General features: G+C 56.1%; 16 protein-coding genes, 1 tRNA gene and 1 pseudogene. 2 read left to right on the top strand and 16 right to left on the bottom strand.

The genetic code is table 11. The annotated features are described in order from the left end of the window. Positions 1-159: 159 nt before the first annotated feature. The 3 genes from KUV72_RS10890 to KUV72_RS10880 form a co-directional block, all read right to left on the bottom strand. Positions 160-333 (bottom strand): DUF2970 domain-containing protein, encoded by a 174-nt coding sequence (locus KUV72_RS10890; RefSeq protein WP_206938482.1) that lies wholly within the window; start codon positions 331-333, stop codon positions 160-162. Positions 334-422: 89 nt separating this feature from the next. After that, the gene (locus KUV72_RS10885) at positions 423-1,151 is read right to left on the bottom strand and encodes an LrgB family protein (protein WP_206938480.1); all 729 of its coding nucleotides are present in this window, start codon (positions 1,149-1,151) and stop codon (positions 423-425) included. Further along, positions 1,151-1,504, bottom strand: a complete 354-nt coding sequence (locus tag KUV72_RS10880; RefSeq protein WP_206938478.1) for a CidA/LrgA family protein — start codon at positions 1,502-1,504, stop codon at positions 1,151-1,153. The genes KUV72_RS10885 and KUV72_RS10880 overlap by 1 nt, the downstream gene beginning before the upstream one ends. A gap of 206 nt (positions 1,505-1,710) precedes the next feature. Between KUV72_RS10880 and KUV72_RS10875 the strand changes: the two genes are divergently transcribed. Then, positions 1,711-1,787 (top strand) — tRNA-Pro (locus KUV72_RS10875). Between the two features lie 296 nt (positions 1,788-2,083). Here the strand turns inward: KUV72_RS10875 and KUV72_RS10870 are convergent. From KUV72_RS10870 to KUV72_RS20060, 9 genes are all read right to left on the bottom strand, one after another. Beyond that, positions 2,084-2,353, bottom strand: a complete 270-nt coding sequence (locus KUV72_RS10870; RefSeq protein WP_222238384.1) for a hypothetical protein — start codon at positions 2,351-2,353, stop codon at positions 2,084-2,086. A gap of 219 nt (positions 2,354-2,572) precedes the next feature. Then, the gene (locus tag KUV72_RS10865; RefSeq protein WP_222238383.1) at positions 2,573-2,935 is read right to left on the bottom strand and encodes a hypothetical protein; all 363 of its coding nucleotides are present in this window, start codon (positions 2,933-2,935) and stop codon (positions 2,573-2,575) included. A gap of 282 nt (positions 2,936-3,217) precedes the next feature. Continuing rightward, positions 3,218-3,361, bottom strand: a complete 144-nt coding sequence (locus tag KUV72_RS10860) for a hypothetical protein (protein ID WP_222238381.1) — start codon at positions 3,359-3,361, stop codon at positions 3,218-3,220. Positions 3,362-3,450: 89 nt separating this feature from the next. Then, a complete protein-coding gene (locus tag KUV72_RS20065; RefSeq protein WP_409995889.1) occupies positions 3,451-3,666 on the bottom strand; it encodes a DUF6984 family protein in 216 nt (71 codons plus the stop codon). A gap of 438 nt (positions 3,667-4,104) precedes the next feature. After that, positions 4,105-4,446 carry an SMI1/KNR4 family protein gene (locus tag KUV72_RS10855; RefSeq protein WP_222238380.1) on the bottom strand — a complete coding sequence of 114 codons (342 nt, stop codon included), beginning with the start codon at positions 4,444-4,446 and terminating at the stop codon, positions 4,105-4,107. 36 nt (positions 4,447-4,482) lie between these two features. Beyond that, positions 4,483-4,800, bottom strand: a complete 318-nt coding sequence (locus tag KUV72_RS10850) for a DUF637 domain-containing protein (RefSeq protein ID WP_261317462.1) — start codon at positions 4,798-4,800, stop codon at positions 4,483-4,485. 606 nt (positions 4,801-5,406) lie between these two features. Continuing rightward, complete coding sequence (locus KUV72_RS10845; protein WP_222238378.1) at positions 5,407-5,769, bottom strand: hypothetical protein; 363 nt, start codon at positions 5,767-5,769, stop codon at positions 5,407-5,409. Between the two features lie 410 nt (positions 5,770-6,179). Further along, entirely contained in the window at positions 6,180-6,683 is a 504-nt protein-coding gene (locus KUV72_RS10840) for a hypothetical protein (RefSeq protein WP_222238377.1), read from the bottom strand. Beyond that, positions 6,680-6,952 carry a polymorphic toxin type 24 domain-containing protein gene (locus KUV72_RS20060; protein ID WP_409995888.1) on the bottom strand — a complete coding sequence of 91 codons (273 nt, stop codon included), beginning with the start codon at positions 6,950-6,952 and terminating at the stop codon, positions 6,680-6,682. The genes KUV72_RS10840 and KUV72_RS20060 overlap by 4 nt, the downstream gene beginning before the upstream one ends. 75 nt (positions 6,953-7,027) lie before the next feature. On the opposite strand from KUV72_RS20060, the gene KUV72_RS10830 reads away from it, so the two are divergent. Then, on the top strand, positions 7,028-7,171 hold the full coding sequence (locus KUV72_RS10830) for a hypothetical protein (protein ID WP_222238374.1): 144 nt from the start codon (positions 7,028-7,030) through the stop codon (positions 7,169-7,171). Between the two features lie 441 nt (positions 7,172-7,612). On the opposite strand, the gene KUV72_RS10825 is transcribed toward KUV72_RS10830, so the two are convergent. The 4 genes and pseudogenes from KUV72_RS10825 to KUV72_RS10810 all read right to left on the bottom strand — a co-directional run. Beyond that, positions 7,613-8,017, bottom strand: a complete 405-nt coding sequence (locus KUV72_RS10825; RefSeq protein ID WP_222238373.1) for a hypothetical protein — start codon at positions 8,015-8,017, stop codon at positions 7,613-7,615. A gap of 174 nt (positions 8,018-8,191) precedes the next feature. After that, a pseudogene (locus tag KUV72_RS10820) lies at positions 8,192-9,649 on the bottom strand (DUF637 domain-containing protein); the annotation flags it as partial. A 339-nt stretch (positions 9,650-9,988) separates the two neighbouring features. Continuing rightward, complete coding sequence (locus KUV72_RS10815; protein WP_222238370.1) at positions 9,989-10,345, bottom strand: hypothetical protein; 357 nt, start codon at positions 10,343-10,345, stop codon at positions 9,989-9,991. A gap of 10 nt (positions 10,346-10,355) precedes the next feature. Next, positions 10,356-15,520: hemagglutinin repeat-containing protein (locus tag KUV72_RS10810; RefSeq protein WP_222238369.1), on the bottom strand; the 5,165-nt coding region annotated here is incomplete at its 5' end.

Here is a 15,520-nt window from a genome sequence, read left to right as displayed (position 1 = left end):
CGAATTCCCTGGATCTTCACCTGACGCATCCGTCATGACCTGATGCATCCGGCATGCAACACCGCGCTGTTGCCTTACCCGGCACTTCCCGGTAGCGCATCACCCACTTCCACCACACCAGGTGCCACAACGCAGATCGCCACCTCGACGGTGGAGTCACTACCCCGCCGCCAAGGTGGCGATCACTACCAGTACCACCACAAACAGCACCCCTGCCAGGATGCCTACCACGATAAAACTGGACGCCTTGCCAGAGGTGAAATCCTCCTGCCGTCGGGATTCCTTCTGAACGCCAAAGAAGGCGGCGAGTACAGACGTAATGGTCTTCCACATCGCGACCTCCGGTCAGGTCAAGTCATCCCTCGTCCTTCGCTTGACCATAGTTCAGCCGGAGACAGTTTGCGTTGCGCATTAGACGAAGGTCATAGTCCGAAAAGTGCTACCAGCGCCGGTAGCAGAAAGGCCGTCACCAAACCTGTGAGCCCCATGGCAAGCCCAGAGAACGCCCCCGCCATGGCACCGAGCTTGGCAAAAGCCTGGGCGGTACCAAAACCATGCGCCGCCAGTCCCATGGTGAAGCCCTGCACCACAGGATCACGAACGCCCAGCATGCGAAAAATGAAAGGCCCCAGGGCACATCCAATGGAGCCGGTAATCAGCACCAGGCCCGCCGCCAACGATGGAATGCCACCAATCTGCTCCGCCACCCCCATGGCAATCGGCGACGTCACCGAACGAGGTGCCAGCGACAGCACTGTCTGAGGAGACGCACCAAACAGCAGCGCCAGACCCAGCGTCGAGGCCACCGCCGTGACGATACCCGCGCCACAGGCGGCCAACAGTGGCACCAGCAGCTGGCGCACCCGCTCTCGGTGATCGTAAAGGGGTATCGCCAGAGCGACGGTGGCCGGGCCCAGCAGAAAATGGATGAACTGAGCACCTTCAAAGTACGTCGCGTAGTCAATTCCGGTCAGCAGAAGAAAGGTAATGATCAGCGCAATGCTAAGCGTCACCGCATGCAGCAGCGGCGTCCCACCCAGCCAACGATTGATGCGCACGGCCAGGGCAAAGGCCAGTAGCGTCACCAGTAGCGAGACCAGCGGATTCCCCGACAGATAGACCCACAGTTCATCCAGGGCAGAGGCTTCCATTAGCGACCTCCCCTGCGCGTCGCCAGCGACGACATCACCCAGGCCGTCACCGCCAATGTCAGCGCGGTCGACAGCACCAGAGTTGCCGCGATGGCCACGCCATCATTGGCAATCAGTCGACCATGCACCATCAAGCCCACCCCGGCAGGCACGAACAACAGCGTCAGGTAACGCAGCAGCCCCTCACCCGTGGTCCGCAGGCTCTTAGGTACCTTGCCGCGGATCGTCAGACCCACCAGCAGTATGACCATCCCGATAACAGGCCCCGGAATCGGCAGCCCCAACAGCCGAGCCAATAATTCACCCGCAAACTGACAGCCCAGCAATAGGCTCATTCCCAGAATCAGCGGCATCCGCGTCCCCTCCGCACCTTGGTTTACTCTCCCTATAGTGTGTCAGAGCACAGACAAACTGGGCAGCGCTGACCATCACCAGCGGTCAATTTCCAACCAATTGAAATAAAAGCGCAAAAAGGGGTTTTCATTTCGAAATGAACGCGCTAGTATACGCCTCGTCTTCGGGGGACAGGCCAGACGGTCACAGAGCCCAAAGGCCAAGTCGGAGCGTGGCGCAGCTTGGTAGCGCGTTGCAATGGGGTTGCAAAGGTCGCAGGTTCGAATCCTGTCGCTCCGACCACTGAATACTTATGAAAAAAGCTCTTGCGCCCTCCGCGTCGGAGCTTTTTTTGTGTCTGAAGACATGACCTCATCCAGCCTGGAGGCAATGGTGGCACCCGCTACCTCATCACCGGGTCATGCCCCACCCTTGCCAGCGGTTCGCTGCGGTCCCTTGCACACTCCTGCTGTGACCAAGTCACCGATTCCTTTACGTGGCTTAGCCCCACTAACGGATAGCCCTTTCTGTCTAACTGAACATTCAACACACAACAGCTAGCAAATGTTCTGCTGGGACAACACACCGCCCTTTAACGATTACACCCACCCTTCTTTATCCGGCACCACTTCACGATAAGCTAAGCGCACCACTTCGTGGTACTTCTCATCAAACACTTCGCTCAAAAGGGGCGCGAGATCATTTTCAAGCCAGATGAGTAGCTGATTTTCAGCCGGGTCATTAAAAAGCTCATCACAGCCCATATTATCGTTCTCCCAATTCCGCGAAAGCCACTCGAAAAGAACGATAGCCTCATGTCGAGATAACAAAATTTTAATTCCATCTTCTGAAGCAACTGCACTGGTCATTGAAGCCCTCGATGTACTACCCTTGAGTGGTCTATTCTTGGCTTAGACTGTCGCACTTATAGTACAGACGCTGCCAGGAAACGAAGATCATATAGCCGAGTGAATTACTTCACCGCATTTAGATATAGTCTCCAGGATGAAGTCGTGCGAGATAAACACCCCACTGTCCTGGGGCACTAATATGACCGTCATCGACAACATAGGGAGCAGATATAACGACTACCCCGTTATCATAGGAGAAATACCACGCTTCGTTAACATGACAAAAGATTCAAGCCCATTGGGCTCAGGAATTATTTTAAGTTTATCGCCACCAGAAAACAGTAAAACAATACTCCCATCAGAAAGAAGCGACGATGAGTCAACGTTACCATTTAAAAGACTAAAAAGGAGGCTGCTCGTTTCTGGCTCTTCTCCATGCCCCTCAAAACCAGAACCATTTATAGTTGTCTTGAATCGACACGACATAACTATGGAATTATCATTTGTGAAGATTAAAATAAAAGACCCCACGCCAACGGTAATTCCAACAAGCGCACATTTTTCAAATTCAGCCACATCGTCATCATCCACAAAATTCATAGTTCATCTCTCGGGAGGCATAGCGTTTTTCAGGTAGTGGGACATGATACTATCCACGAGAACCAGGCTTACCTGTTGTGGGATTTAATGGTTGACCTTCTGAAACGGAGACCCAATAGCCACTTTCCACACTAGGTATCACTGTCGATCCGCAAGGCATTTCCTGGATCTCGGTACTACCTTTTGCACTCGGGGTTGGGCCAGAAAGGTAGAAAAGAATACTGCCTGACGAAGACCCTCAGGTCGTTGCCAGCATTGAGTTTGGCGGCCTCATAGGTCAGGTCAGCCGTTGCTTGCGATCTGGCAGCCCTGGGCGCGCAGGTCCTGCACTTCATCGAGACGATGCTTGTCACCGCCGAACAGGCCAAAGCTCACGTTCTTCTCGTAGCGGGAGTAATCCTCGTCGTTGGCAGCCAGCAGGGCCACGTCGCCAACGGCCTGGCTAAGAAGGAGCTAGGGAAAGGACCGGGTTCTGTACAACTGTGCATCTGAAACTTGGCATCTATAGCCGGCTTCTACTTTACAATAATACAAACCCTCTTGAGCCCATCTTTATCTGAAGGAAAACTTATTAATGGGGAACCATCAACTTTCCATATAAATAGCTCTCTAAACTTACCTTGCGAGTTAACAAATAATATAGCATCTACATAAACTCCATCCACATCGTCGAAATTGCAATTCGAAATCGCTTTGACACGTTCTCCTCGCCTGCAGCTTGCAGCTTGCAGAGCATATAGACCCAGAGTCCGAGTCTATCACATCAACCATCTCCCTTTCTAAGCCATCTACTGAGAGCCCTGCCACCTTCAACAATGAAGATATAATCACCACTTCACTCTTAGATATGACTCGACTCATAGATGAAATACCGATCATATATTAAACTAATGGTCCACAAAACTATAAATTCGATGCTCAAGCTCAACACTGCTTACAACCACCCTCCCTCTGTGAGCCCCGGCGCCAAGACTAGTAAGATTATCGTAAAAATTGCGTTCTGTATAAGTATTTGGCCCACGTCAACCTCGTCTATGAGACGACAGGCATGCTAATTAAAATTCATCAAGTTGGCCTTAGATTTGATAAATCAACCAAGAATTTGAAGAGATTGGCATCGTATGTACGTTCGATACCAGGCCCAACAGCCAAAATTTTTGTTTCATGGGTTACTGATGTATCGAGATAGAAATAGCATCCATCCCATCATCACATATGGGGATGAAACTATTCTTATCCGTACCAGCTTGGCCCATAGCCCGGAGTTGTTTTGTCACGGTGACAACGTCTTGCCATAAAGGCGGATTGCCGTCTTCTTCTACTTGGATTAACCCATAAACCTCGACACCTCTCGTGAAAACAGCACCGTATTTCCGTAGAAACTCATGATATTCGGATGGGAATTGAACACCAAGTTCATTCTCGGCCTGACCAATAGCTAAGTCACTAACAGGCCCGGAGACCGCCCCAGCCTTACACAACCGGTTAAATTCATCATTCCACACGCTCATAGTTATTTCCTTAGCGAGTCATCTCCCCACATTGGACTAAGCTCGCGGGTTGTTGAAGACGACATGACGATAAATAGCTTGGTTGACGCATTGTCCCGCTCCTTGCCAGGTGCCAAGGGGTGTTCCTGTGCCAATCCCACTATTAGGCAGCCCAGTTGTAAGGCCGGACTGGGTGCCAGCCCAACCGTCGTACAGGCCGTTGGTCAGCCCGGCGGTTACGCCCGCCACGGCGTCGCCGCGCAGGGCGTCTCTTGAGGTGACTTCGCCCCAGGCCTCGCCCAGGTCACCCTGATGATTGATGGTACTGACAGCGGCGTTGCTGGCCATGCCGGTCAATAACGCAGTAGCCGCCATATTGACCCAGCTACCAGGGTGAGATCGCCCCCGGCGACCAGGGCCAGGTTCCCCTACTCGACGTTACGAATCAATTGAGTGGATTCTGGTGTGGGTATTCAAACTTAGTCGTTACGCTCCCGTCCTCGTTGATAGACAGCGTAAAGGCATACCAATCGCCGCCAGTGTGCGCTTTCATCTTCGCGTGAAGCTCTTTGACTAGGTCCTTTACTAGACGCCGACGTTCACCATCTAAAGCTGGATAATGCGCCTTACCGTTGTAGAAAAAACTGAGCTCTGACCCGACACTGATGCTGCCATCAGAATAGCCATGATCGTAATCAAACCTACATCTCACTAATTCGGCACCATCTGGACAGCTTCCTTTTACGACTCGGTATAATTGATCGATGACTTGCCGTTGCTCTACTATCGGGTTCATTTCCCTCCCCCCGCTTGATTTTCAAAATCACGCGTAAAGGTTCGCTCATTGATTTGATACTCGATCTCAATGCTATCCAACCTCGGATTACATCGATTGGCCCGGTTCAGCCGCACAGCCACATTTCCCACATCATCGCCATTTTGAAACATCCAAGACACGACACCTAGCCTACAAGGCACGCACTAGTCAGTCCGCGCTCGACAATCGATTGCGTTAAACACATCCTTATCACCTCGAAGGTACTGTTTTAATAATACTAGCCATTCTATTGATTCCATACCGTCAGAAAGCGGATCGTAGTCACCTGTCACAGTCCCGATCAGTTCCGACACCTCCGGAATAGCAGATATCAACTTAATAAATCCATTGAGATATTTAATCATCTCTTCAGACGCTTCATCAGTATGACATAATTCGCGTTCTACCACTTCGACCATGCCGCCTTCTTCGTCCAAGTCCCAAGTTTGATAAAAGGTCCCGCTCATCCACGAGCGTAGGGTTTGCAAATCGGCATCAGAAATAGCACGCTGCTGAGCATTTTTCATACAAAGGCCTTAGTTAATCACTTTTGACACAGGATGGACGGTTATGATGCGATAGCCGTTTGGGGAAAGATGAGTCTGGCATTATTATCACTCTGACCCCGGTAACCGATTGAGGAAAGTCAGCCCCGCTTGTCACGCTGCCACGATTGACCACGTCACCCCCGGCACGGATGTCGAGTTGGTCGCGGGCGCTGGCTGACGCCCTGATCGAAATCGCTGCGATAGTCGCATGAAGTGCCAGCCGCCAAGCTTAGGCGGTCGTTGACCACGTCGCCGCCACACAGGCCATCTTTAAGGGAATGCTGGCCAGTGGTCGCCAGCACCACCTGACGAAAATCAGGCGCGACTACAGATTACAGCATCGTTTCCTGTCATCAGACTCACTGCCCGGCCAACCACTGGCCGAATCCTTATGAGACGTCGAAAAGCCCAAAGGATCGGGTAGCTGAATCCTCAGAATAAAACCCCACTACTGGGCCGTAGTCTTGATCCGTATTGGACGTATAAACATGAAAACGGCGTTCAGGAAAGCTACCATTCAATGCCAAACGGAGGGTCTGCGCCATCAAACTCGCTACGCCTTCAAACGAAGCCGCCGTGATTTCTTCGCTCGTTAAAAATAAATCATACACGTGCTGATGATTGATGACCTTCTCGATGGCTACGGTTTCTTCGAGTTCCTCTTTCCACCGTAAATACCCCGAGAGTGAGAACCGCTCCCGAAGGAACACCCCTCCCTCGTGTTCGACAAAAGCAGGAATTAACAACCGTCCGACCACAGAAACTACGTCTGGGTGGATGTAGTAATTTACGTAATCAAGCCATGGCGAGTCAGGTCGCGGTAAAATCTTGTCGCCCCAGAATCTAACTGTTTCAGGCTCCGACCAATCAGGCAGCGGGTCTCGGAACTTCATGGTATCTCATCCAGTGTAGATGGTCTTGGGTCGGCCCTTGGGCTTTGAACTCGGATGCTTCCATCCGGAAATCTATTTCGCCCATACTCTAAAACGTGTGGGGTCTGAACGCCATTGTGGGCGGCACCAGTAACATCCACGCGCCTCACTATCATACCATTAGCGTCGTAGACTGCGTAACTTGTAATATTGCCTTGATTGACAGCTCTAAAGACAGTGCCGCTGGGAAGACCGTTTTCGAGATTGAAATGACCTCTCAACTGCGTCACTCTTTCCAGCGTAAACAGATCAATCAGCAGCTCAGATACCCAGTCAGCATCTTCCACCTGTCCTAGGCTGGCTGCATGTACCAAGCCCTGCAACAGCTCGGACGTATCTGGCGCGGCTGCGCCGATACCCCCAATTTCACCCTGGTGCACCCACGCCTGCTGACTGCCGTAGCGATCCGCAAGGTCATCCAGCGGCACTCCGAGCTGAGTCACCTGTAGGTCGCCAAACAGCCCTCTATCGGCACACTGTTCAGGCGTGGACTGGAAGGGACGTACCGGCTAGCCCTACGCCACTTCAGGGTGGGGTTCTGCTCAACCGAACATCCGAGACACTACAGTTAGCTCGCGAGACCGGTCTGCCAGAACCTCCCGCTCCTGCGGATGCAGCAGCCGGTTATACTGCGTCGCACTCCCCTGAGTGGCGCCGGCGTTGACCAGATCGTCAACTCCGTTACGGCGCTCGGCCGAAGTAACGGACATCCCTTTCTGGCCAATTAAACATCCGAGACGTAACTTACGTTATTTCAAGAGTCTTACGCTCCTTCACTCCAATAATATTGCGCCTGGAGGCTGAGTCTGCCCGGTGAGTCGTGCGATAGCTTACTCAATCAAACTGATGTTCCACTTGCTCATTGAGACCGAAAACCGTGCCCATCTGGTTCAGGAATCGTGTAAGTATACCATTACACGTTCACATTCAACATCCACCTCCCCCCAGTCTCCTTGTAGGATGTACCTTTTCCCTTTCCATAAAAAAACATCAATATTCCCCATATCAGCTTCTTCTGATAGATCACTAAAAACCATAAAACTGTTATAGAAATTATTAACTTTCTCCACCACAGAAAACTCGATAACACCGCGTCTGTAGCAATACTGCTCACCTGGATGATAATTAATGTACTTAGAGTGCGCTTCCATTAATACAAGATCCATGGAAAAAGATATATGGTCAGGCCCTTTATCAATTTTCAGAACATAACTATCCTGAAGATAAACATCCTCAAGACCCTGAATAGTAAAGTACTCATTCCATTTTTTATATTTCTCGTCATTATATATCAAGTTCAATCTCCGTGTGATTTCCTGGCGAGCGACGATTCGTCAACTCTCCAGTCTTCAGATCAATCCTTTGCCCTGCCGAATTTCTAACCTCGATGTGAGGCGCCGCACTGCCCGGTGCTCTTTCACTTCCACCCTTTATTCTGATGCGAGCAACACCATTCTGGTCCAAGTACTTTAAAGGACCTCTAGCACTCTGGCTTGCAACCCACACCAGGCTTTCAACTCACTAGCTTTAGGAATAGCCCCATCAACAAAAAAGTCGCCTAACCTACTAAGCGGTATTGATCCATTGGTAACCAGCCGCGACTGCAGCAACCTTCTAATCCCCGACGCCGCAGCCTTGGCTGCAACACCACCACCCGATAGCGTCAATACAATGTCAACATCGGTGGTGTCGACTTCAGCGCCGCCCCCCATGGCACTCCAGTAGGCTTGATCATACACCCTGATGGTATCGGCGGAGCCAGCGCTGCCAATCGAAGCCATCTCGCCCTGGTGGTGGACAGTTGCTCCCAGACTATACGGTGAGTCGAGCCCACTTCCCCAGTAGCTGGAATCCACCGCTCCAAACAGGCTGCCATCTTGGTACTGGGCCTCGCTGGCTTGGAACATGACCACTGGCTCACCGTGAGCGATGATGACTTCTCCATCACTCCACCTGAGCGGCTGCCCAGCGTACTGTTGCCTTATTTCATTGTAGGCGGCCTGTGCGACCTGAAGGTCACTCAGGAATCTCGCATACTGTGGGTTGTTTGCATTGCTGGATGTGCCCAAGCTGGCGAGCAAGTCACTGAAGGCGGTGGTTTGGCTAGCGTCCAACTGAGCACCAGAGACCAGCGCGAACATATCGTCCCAGCTCAGATCACCAATACTAGGTTCACCCCGCTCCGCTGCTAGCTCGCGAGACCGGTCTGCCAGAACCTCCCGCTCCTGCGGATGCAGCAGCCGGTTATACTGCGTCGCACTCCCCGCCACTTGGGCGCCGATCTGCAGTTCGCTGTCGTCGTTGCTGGCGATCTCGGCGGCGATCACGCCGATGATCTGGGAGTTCATTACCAGCAGCCGGCCTTTGTCGGCCTGGTTCAGGTCGCTGTACTCTCCAGCGAGCTTGTCGACTAACAGCTCGTTGGCCCCGGCGGCCAGTGCGCCGGTGGTGAAGTCGCCGCCCGCGGCTTCGGCTGCCAGGCCACCCATGACGGCGTGCAGGGCAGCCTTGTTCAGGCTGCCGTTTTCAAGGGAGGTATTGCCGATGGCGTTGAAGCCAGCGGCGGCGAAGGTGTTGGCCAGGCTTGCTTGAAATGCGTCACCCAGCGCAGCGTCACCGCCCAGCGCCCGGTCCAGCAGCGCGGAGGTGGTGTTCTGCAACAGCTGATTGGCGCCGAACTGCCCCGCCCCTTGCCAGGTGCCAAGGGGGGCGCCTGTGACCATCCCGCTATTGGGCAGGCCAGTTGTCAGGCCTGTCTGGGTGCCGGTCCAGCCGTTGTACAGGCCGTTGGTCAGCCCGGCGGTCATGCCCGCCACGGCGTAGCCACGCAGGGCGTCACTGGAGGTGACGTCGCCCCAAGCCTCGCCGAGGTCCCCCTGTTGATTGATGGTGCTGACGGCGGCGTTGCTGGCCACACTGATCAGCGAGGTAGCAGCCGCTACATTGGCCCAGCCACCTTGTCGACTAACAGCTCGTTAGCCCCGGCGGCGAGTGCACCAGTGGTGAAGTCACCGCCTGCGGCTTCGGCGGCCAGGCCGCCCATGACGGCGTGCAGGGCGGCCTTGTTAAGGCTGCCGTTTTCAAGGGTGGTGCTGCACTTATTGCTTGAATTCAGGCATGTAAGTCAGCTGGTTAGAACTTTTTCAGGGGGGCAGTCTCACGGATTCAGGCTCATGTAAATGGTGAGTGAGCTGATAACGAAGTACAATGAAGTTCCTCCGTCAACCCATTGGCCGTGCTTTACTCAGGAACCGCACCCAGCGATTTCATCTCATTCGAGTAAAGGAAACTCTTCCACGTGGCCAAACAGAAAGTGTTAGCTCCTGAGTAAACGCGCCATCGCCAAGCGTAATGACAACTACCTTTCGTGTCTCATCCAAGCGAACACAAGAAACACATTCGTCGAATACACGCACAACTTCTGTACCATTTTTTGTCATCGATAGGCTAAATGTTCGATCAACACTTCCAATCCACATCCTGGATATATCACTTAATTCATCCTCAAAAACATACTCCTCAGTGTGGGTCTGGCGATCAAAATTGACATCGCAGCCAAACGCCGCAATGAAATCTATCGAAGCGGGTAGAACAAAGTTTTCGCGGTTAATAGCGGCACGCATCATCATTCTTTTACCGATAAGGAATCGTGGTAATAAAACGGCTTGTGCCGTCAGGCATCGTTTCAAACGTTGTTTCCAATCGCGCAAAGCCGCCGGGACCAGAAAGCAACGACCCCCTCACTGTGAATTTTTGACTAACACCATTGTGGGTTTCCGAAAAAGTCCGCACAACACTAGACGAGTCGGAGGCAACATCATTAAAGTGGTCAATCAGAATACGACGTCCTTCTGCTGTATCATGGATGCCAATGTGCGACAATTCACTTCGGAGTTGTCGAGAGCGAGCCGTGTTATGCGGGTTTGATGTAACCCGGCCGAAGATATAATCGAACTTTCCGTCTTCAACGACTACTGTTCTATTTGGGACCCCACCCCCCGGCACATCATCCAAGCTAGCATACGTCTGCCCCTCGGGCGATACGTAGTACCTGTCGCCCTCTGGGGACTGGAACACCTTGTATCCCGGTGGCGTGGTGTGCTGCGCGCCTACCGGCCTCAGCTCAATGGAGCCTGCCGGCAGGTCCACTCTGGTACTGTTGGCAGCGGTAGTGGCCAACCGACCGATTTTCCCGGTCGTCATGGCAGCTTTCACGGCTACCGCCCCGGCAAGTGACAACACCTCCACCGCGGCCTTGCCCATCTCCATCCCGGCGTTGTAAGCACCGTCAGCGCCCGCTCGCTCGTACTCACGGTGGTAGGTCTCAAACCGCTCGGCGTATTCCTGAACCACCGCCTCACCCAACGTGGCGATGATGTTGTCTTCCTGCAGCAAGGCCAGCATGGCGGCGTAGGTATCACCATCAAACAAGGCCAGGAGATCACTAGCACTCTCGTAGAGAGCTTGCGGAACGCCTGATGCCATGCCAGAGAGATAGGCGCTGTCTTGCAGCTGGTTCACCTTGGTCCAGTATTCGTTACGCTCCGCCTTGCAGCTAAGGCTTTGACACGCCTCCAGCTCCTGGCTCCTTTGTTCCTTCTGCCAATGGCTCAGGTAGTTATACTGCGTCGCGCTCCCCGCCACCTGGGCGCCGATCTGCAGCTCGCTGTCGTCGTTGCTGGCGATCTCGGCGGCAATGACGCCAATGATCTGGGAGTTCATTACCAGCAGCCGGCCTTTGTCGGCCTGGTCCAGGTCGCTGTACTCTCCAGCGAGCTTGTCCACTAACAGCTCATTGGCCCCGGCGGCGAGTGCACCGGTGGTGAAGTCGCCGCCTGCGGCTTCGGCGGCAAGGCCGCCCATGACGGCGTGCAGGGCAGCCTTGTTCAGGCTGCCGTTTTCAAGGGAGGTATTGCCGATAGCGTTGAAGCCGACGGCGGCGAAGGTGTTGGCCAGGCTCGCTTGAAATGCGTCACCCAGCGCAGCGTCACCGCCCAGCGCCCGGTCCAGCAGCGCGGAGGTGGTGTTCTGCAACAGCTGATTGGCGCCGAACTGGCCCGCCCCCTGCCAGGTGCCAAGGGGGGCCCCTGTGACCGTCCCGCTATTGGGCAGGCCAGTTGTCAGGCCTGTCTGGGTGCCGGTCCAACCGTCGTACAGGCCGTTGGTCAGCCCGGCGGTCATGCCCGCTACAGCGTAGCCGCGCAGGGCATCACTGGAGGTGACGTCGCCCCAAGCCTCGCCGAGGTCCCCCTGTTGATTGATGGTGCTGACGGCGGTGTTGCTGGCCACACTGGTGAGCGAGGTAGCAGCCGCTACATTGGCCCAGCCACCAGCCGCCAGGGCGCCAGTTGACGCACCACCCGCGACCAGCTTGGTGGCCATGGGGCCGACGTAGTAGGCCACCACAATCGCCACCACCAGCTGCGCGGCGGCGCTCATGCCCGAGTGGTCATAGTCCCACTGATCATGGAGGGCCTTGACCTCGCGCCAGTCGACGTCGCCACGGGCTTCCATCTCGGCCAGCCAAGCTAGGCTCGGGTCGGCCTCGACCATGGCGGTGATGGTCTGGTGGATGCTCTGTTCATCGACCTGCTCGATGTCGACGTTGACGCCCTGGGCGGCGCGGATGATCCGCTCCCCCTGGGCCACCAGCTCACTCTGGCGCAGGGTCTCGACGGTCTCGCCTTCGCCCTTGGCCGACTGCCAGACGGCATTGCTCGAGCTTTTTTCGTGGGTCTCGCTATGCAGGTCGCGGGCATGGGCGAAGGTGATCTCGCCGCCGCTGTCCAGCACCAGGTCGTTGCCCGCATCGAGTCTGGCGCCTTCATAGGTCTGGTCGCCGTCGCTGACGATGATCAGATCACCGCCGCTTTCAATCTGGCTGCCCTGGGCGCGCAGGTCCTGCACTTCATCGAGACGATGCTTGTCACCGCCGAACAGGCCGCCGCTCTCGTTCTTCTCGTAGCGGGAGTAATCCTCGTCGTTGGCGGCCAGCAGGGCCACGTCGCCACCGGCATACAGATACGCCTCATCGCCAGCGCTGGCGGTACTTGCCACCAGGGTGAGATCGCCCCCGGCGGCCACCGTCAGGTCGGTGCCGGCCGCCAGCTCGCTGCCCTGCTGACGCACCGTGCGGGTGTCGTAGGTCTTGTTGGGCTTGCGGGTGTGGCTCTCGCTGGAGTTGGCCGCAGACGCCAGGGTGATGTCGCCGCCGGCGACCAGGCCCAGCCCCTCCCCGGCCTCGACGCGGCTGGCGAGCAGGCCGATATCGCCTCCGGCGCTAAGGCTCGCACTGCCTCCCGCCTCAAGGGCGCTGCCCACCTGGGTCATGCTGTCGGTGGTGGTGATCTGGCGGCGACTGACGTCGCGGCTGGCGTCGCTGTCCTCGCCAGAGACAATGGCCATGTCGCGTCCGGCGGCCAGCACCAGGTCATCACCGCTTAAGACCTGACTGGCGTCGATCGCGATATCCCGTCCGGCCTGCCAGGTAAGATCGCCCCCGGCGGTGGTGGTTGAGCCGAGCGTAGTGCGGCTGTCCTGATAATCGCGACCGCGGGCATCCTGCCAGTGGCTGACGTCCACCACGGCCCCGGCCACGATGTCGCGGCCGGCGGTCACGGACAGGTCAGCACCGCTGGTCACGCTGCCACGGTTGACCACGTCACGCCCGGCCTGGATGTCGAGTTGATCACGGGCGCTGATGCTGCCGCCCTGGTCAAGATAGCTGCGATAATCCCGTGAGGTGCCAGCGGCCACGCTTAAGCGGTCGTTGACCACGTCCCCCTCAAGGGCCGTCAGGCTGACCCGGTCCCCGCGAATCTGCCCACCCATGGCGTTGCGGATATCGTCGCGGGCGGTGAGGTTCAGGGCGTCACCGGCCTTGACCAGGCCGCCCTGCAACACCGACCCAGCGGCGTAGGCATTGAGGTCGTGGGTGGCGCGAAGCGTGCCGACGTTGACCAAGTCACCGCCGCTGATCAGGTCGATGTCACGACCCTGGATCACCCCACCACCGCGCACATCTCGGCTGTCCAGGTTGGCCAGGTACAGCACCGGCGCGAGCACCGTCTGGCCGTCGATCTGACGCTCCTCCAGCCAGACGATGTCGTGGGTCAGCGCCGCCACCTGCTCGGGGCTCAAGCCCACGCCCACAGACAGCGACAGGCGGTCCTTCGAGGCCAGGGCGTTATTCATCAGGTAGCGATACTGGGCGTAGTCATCGCCCAGCCCCTCGCTGAGATAGCGTTGGCCGGTGGTGGCCAGCACCGCCTGACGGATCAGCCGGGATTCATAGCGACCATCGCCGAGCAGCCGATAGGCCTCGTCATCGGTGTAGCCGAGCTTGTCGAGCAGGTAGTCGGAACCGCGCCACTGCTCGAGGTTGGTGAACTCCGGGTTGGTCTCGACCAGATAGCGCCCCTGGGCCTCGGGGGCGCGCACGAACAGGCCATAGTCACCTTCCGGCAGCCGGAAGGACGGCGTCTGCGCGATATCGACCCGCAGGAAGGGCGCGTCGTCGAAGACCCAGACGCCGCCTCCCGCGTCAAAGCCAGCGCCCACGCTGGTGTCCAGTGCACCGTCAAGACCCCCGCCAGCGGTGTTGGGCGTTGCGCCGATATCCGCCAGCGACGCATCGCGGCTGGCACCACTGCGGTCCACTCGCGATGGCGCGTTCAGCCCCTGGGCACTGGCCTGGTCGGCATCACGGCCCAGGGTCATGGACAGCGTGGAAACCGGCCCCTGGGTCGCCGCATCGCCAAGGCGCCCCTGCAACTGGGCCAGGGTATGTTCCTGGATATCGCCGTTGTGGAGTTGCTCGGTGGCGGTAATGGAGACACGGCCACCGGCGGAAATCACGGCGGGAGCACCACCTGGGAGAATGGTGCGGGTTTCCACCTCGCTGACCTTGACCACTTCATCAGTGAGAAAAGGAAGAGGAAGAAGCGTGTTGCCACTATCAAATCCACTCGTTGTATTCCAGCTATCGAATCGAGAGTTGGATTCATCAATGAACAATCGATAGAAACGGCCACCGCTGCCGTTATAGCCCATGCAGCGATTAAAGTTTTCTCTCTTTGTACAGGCTAGTGCGTCTTCGTCCGTTGCCAACACGGTGGTTTTTTCGACCAAGGTGTTGGACCGGCCGGTATTTTCCAAGGTGTCAGTACGAATCTCCACATCGCCGTTGGCAGCGATGATACTGGCATCATTCACCAGTTCATCGGTGAGCAACGTGACATTACCCCCGGCCACTATTTCGGCAGCAGCGGACTCCAGGCTGACACTATTTTCGAAGCGCTCAACGAGCTGGTATTCACCGAAATGATCGATAGTGCCCAGTAGCGTGATGGTTTCTGTCGCTCCGCTCCCATCATGGCCGTCGTGGTCCACCGTTTTGCGATACATACGAACTTCGTACTGAGTGCCCGAAACTTCACGACCTACCAGCTGTTGCTCTGTAGAAAACGCATCAACGGTATTTGTGACATTGCTCACCGCGACCGTCATATCTCCCTCGGCCTCGATGGTCCCGGAGCGGTTTTCCAGCCGGTCCGCCTTGGCCAAGGCGCTGTTGCGTGTCAGGGTCAGGTCGCCCCGGCTATAGATGTCCCCATAGCGGTTGAACAGCTGCTGCGTATGCAGCGTCATGTCGCCACCGGCGAACAGCAGGGTATCGGAGGCATTGGTGATGCTGGCGCTATCCAGGCGCAGGTCGCCCAGGCTGCCCAGGGTGCCCTGGTTATCGAGCGAGGCCGCGCTCAGGGTCATGTCGCCCTGGCTGGTCAGGCGTCCCAGGT

Source organism: Halomonas sp. DP4Y7-1 (assembly GCF_019800705.1).
Taxonomy (GTDB): Bacteria; Pseudomonadota; Gammaproteobacteria; order Pseudomonadales; family Halomonadaceae; genus Halomonas; species Halomonas litopenaei_A.
The sequence above is the reverse complement of the archived record's forward strand: the minus strand, read 5'-3'. Positions and strand labels throughout refer to the sequence as shown.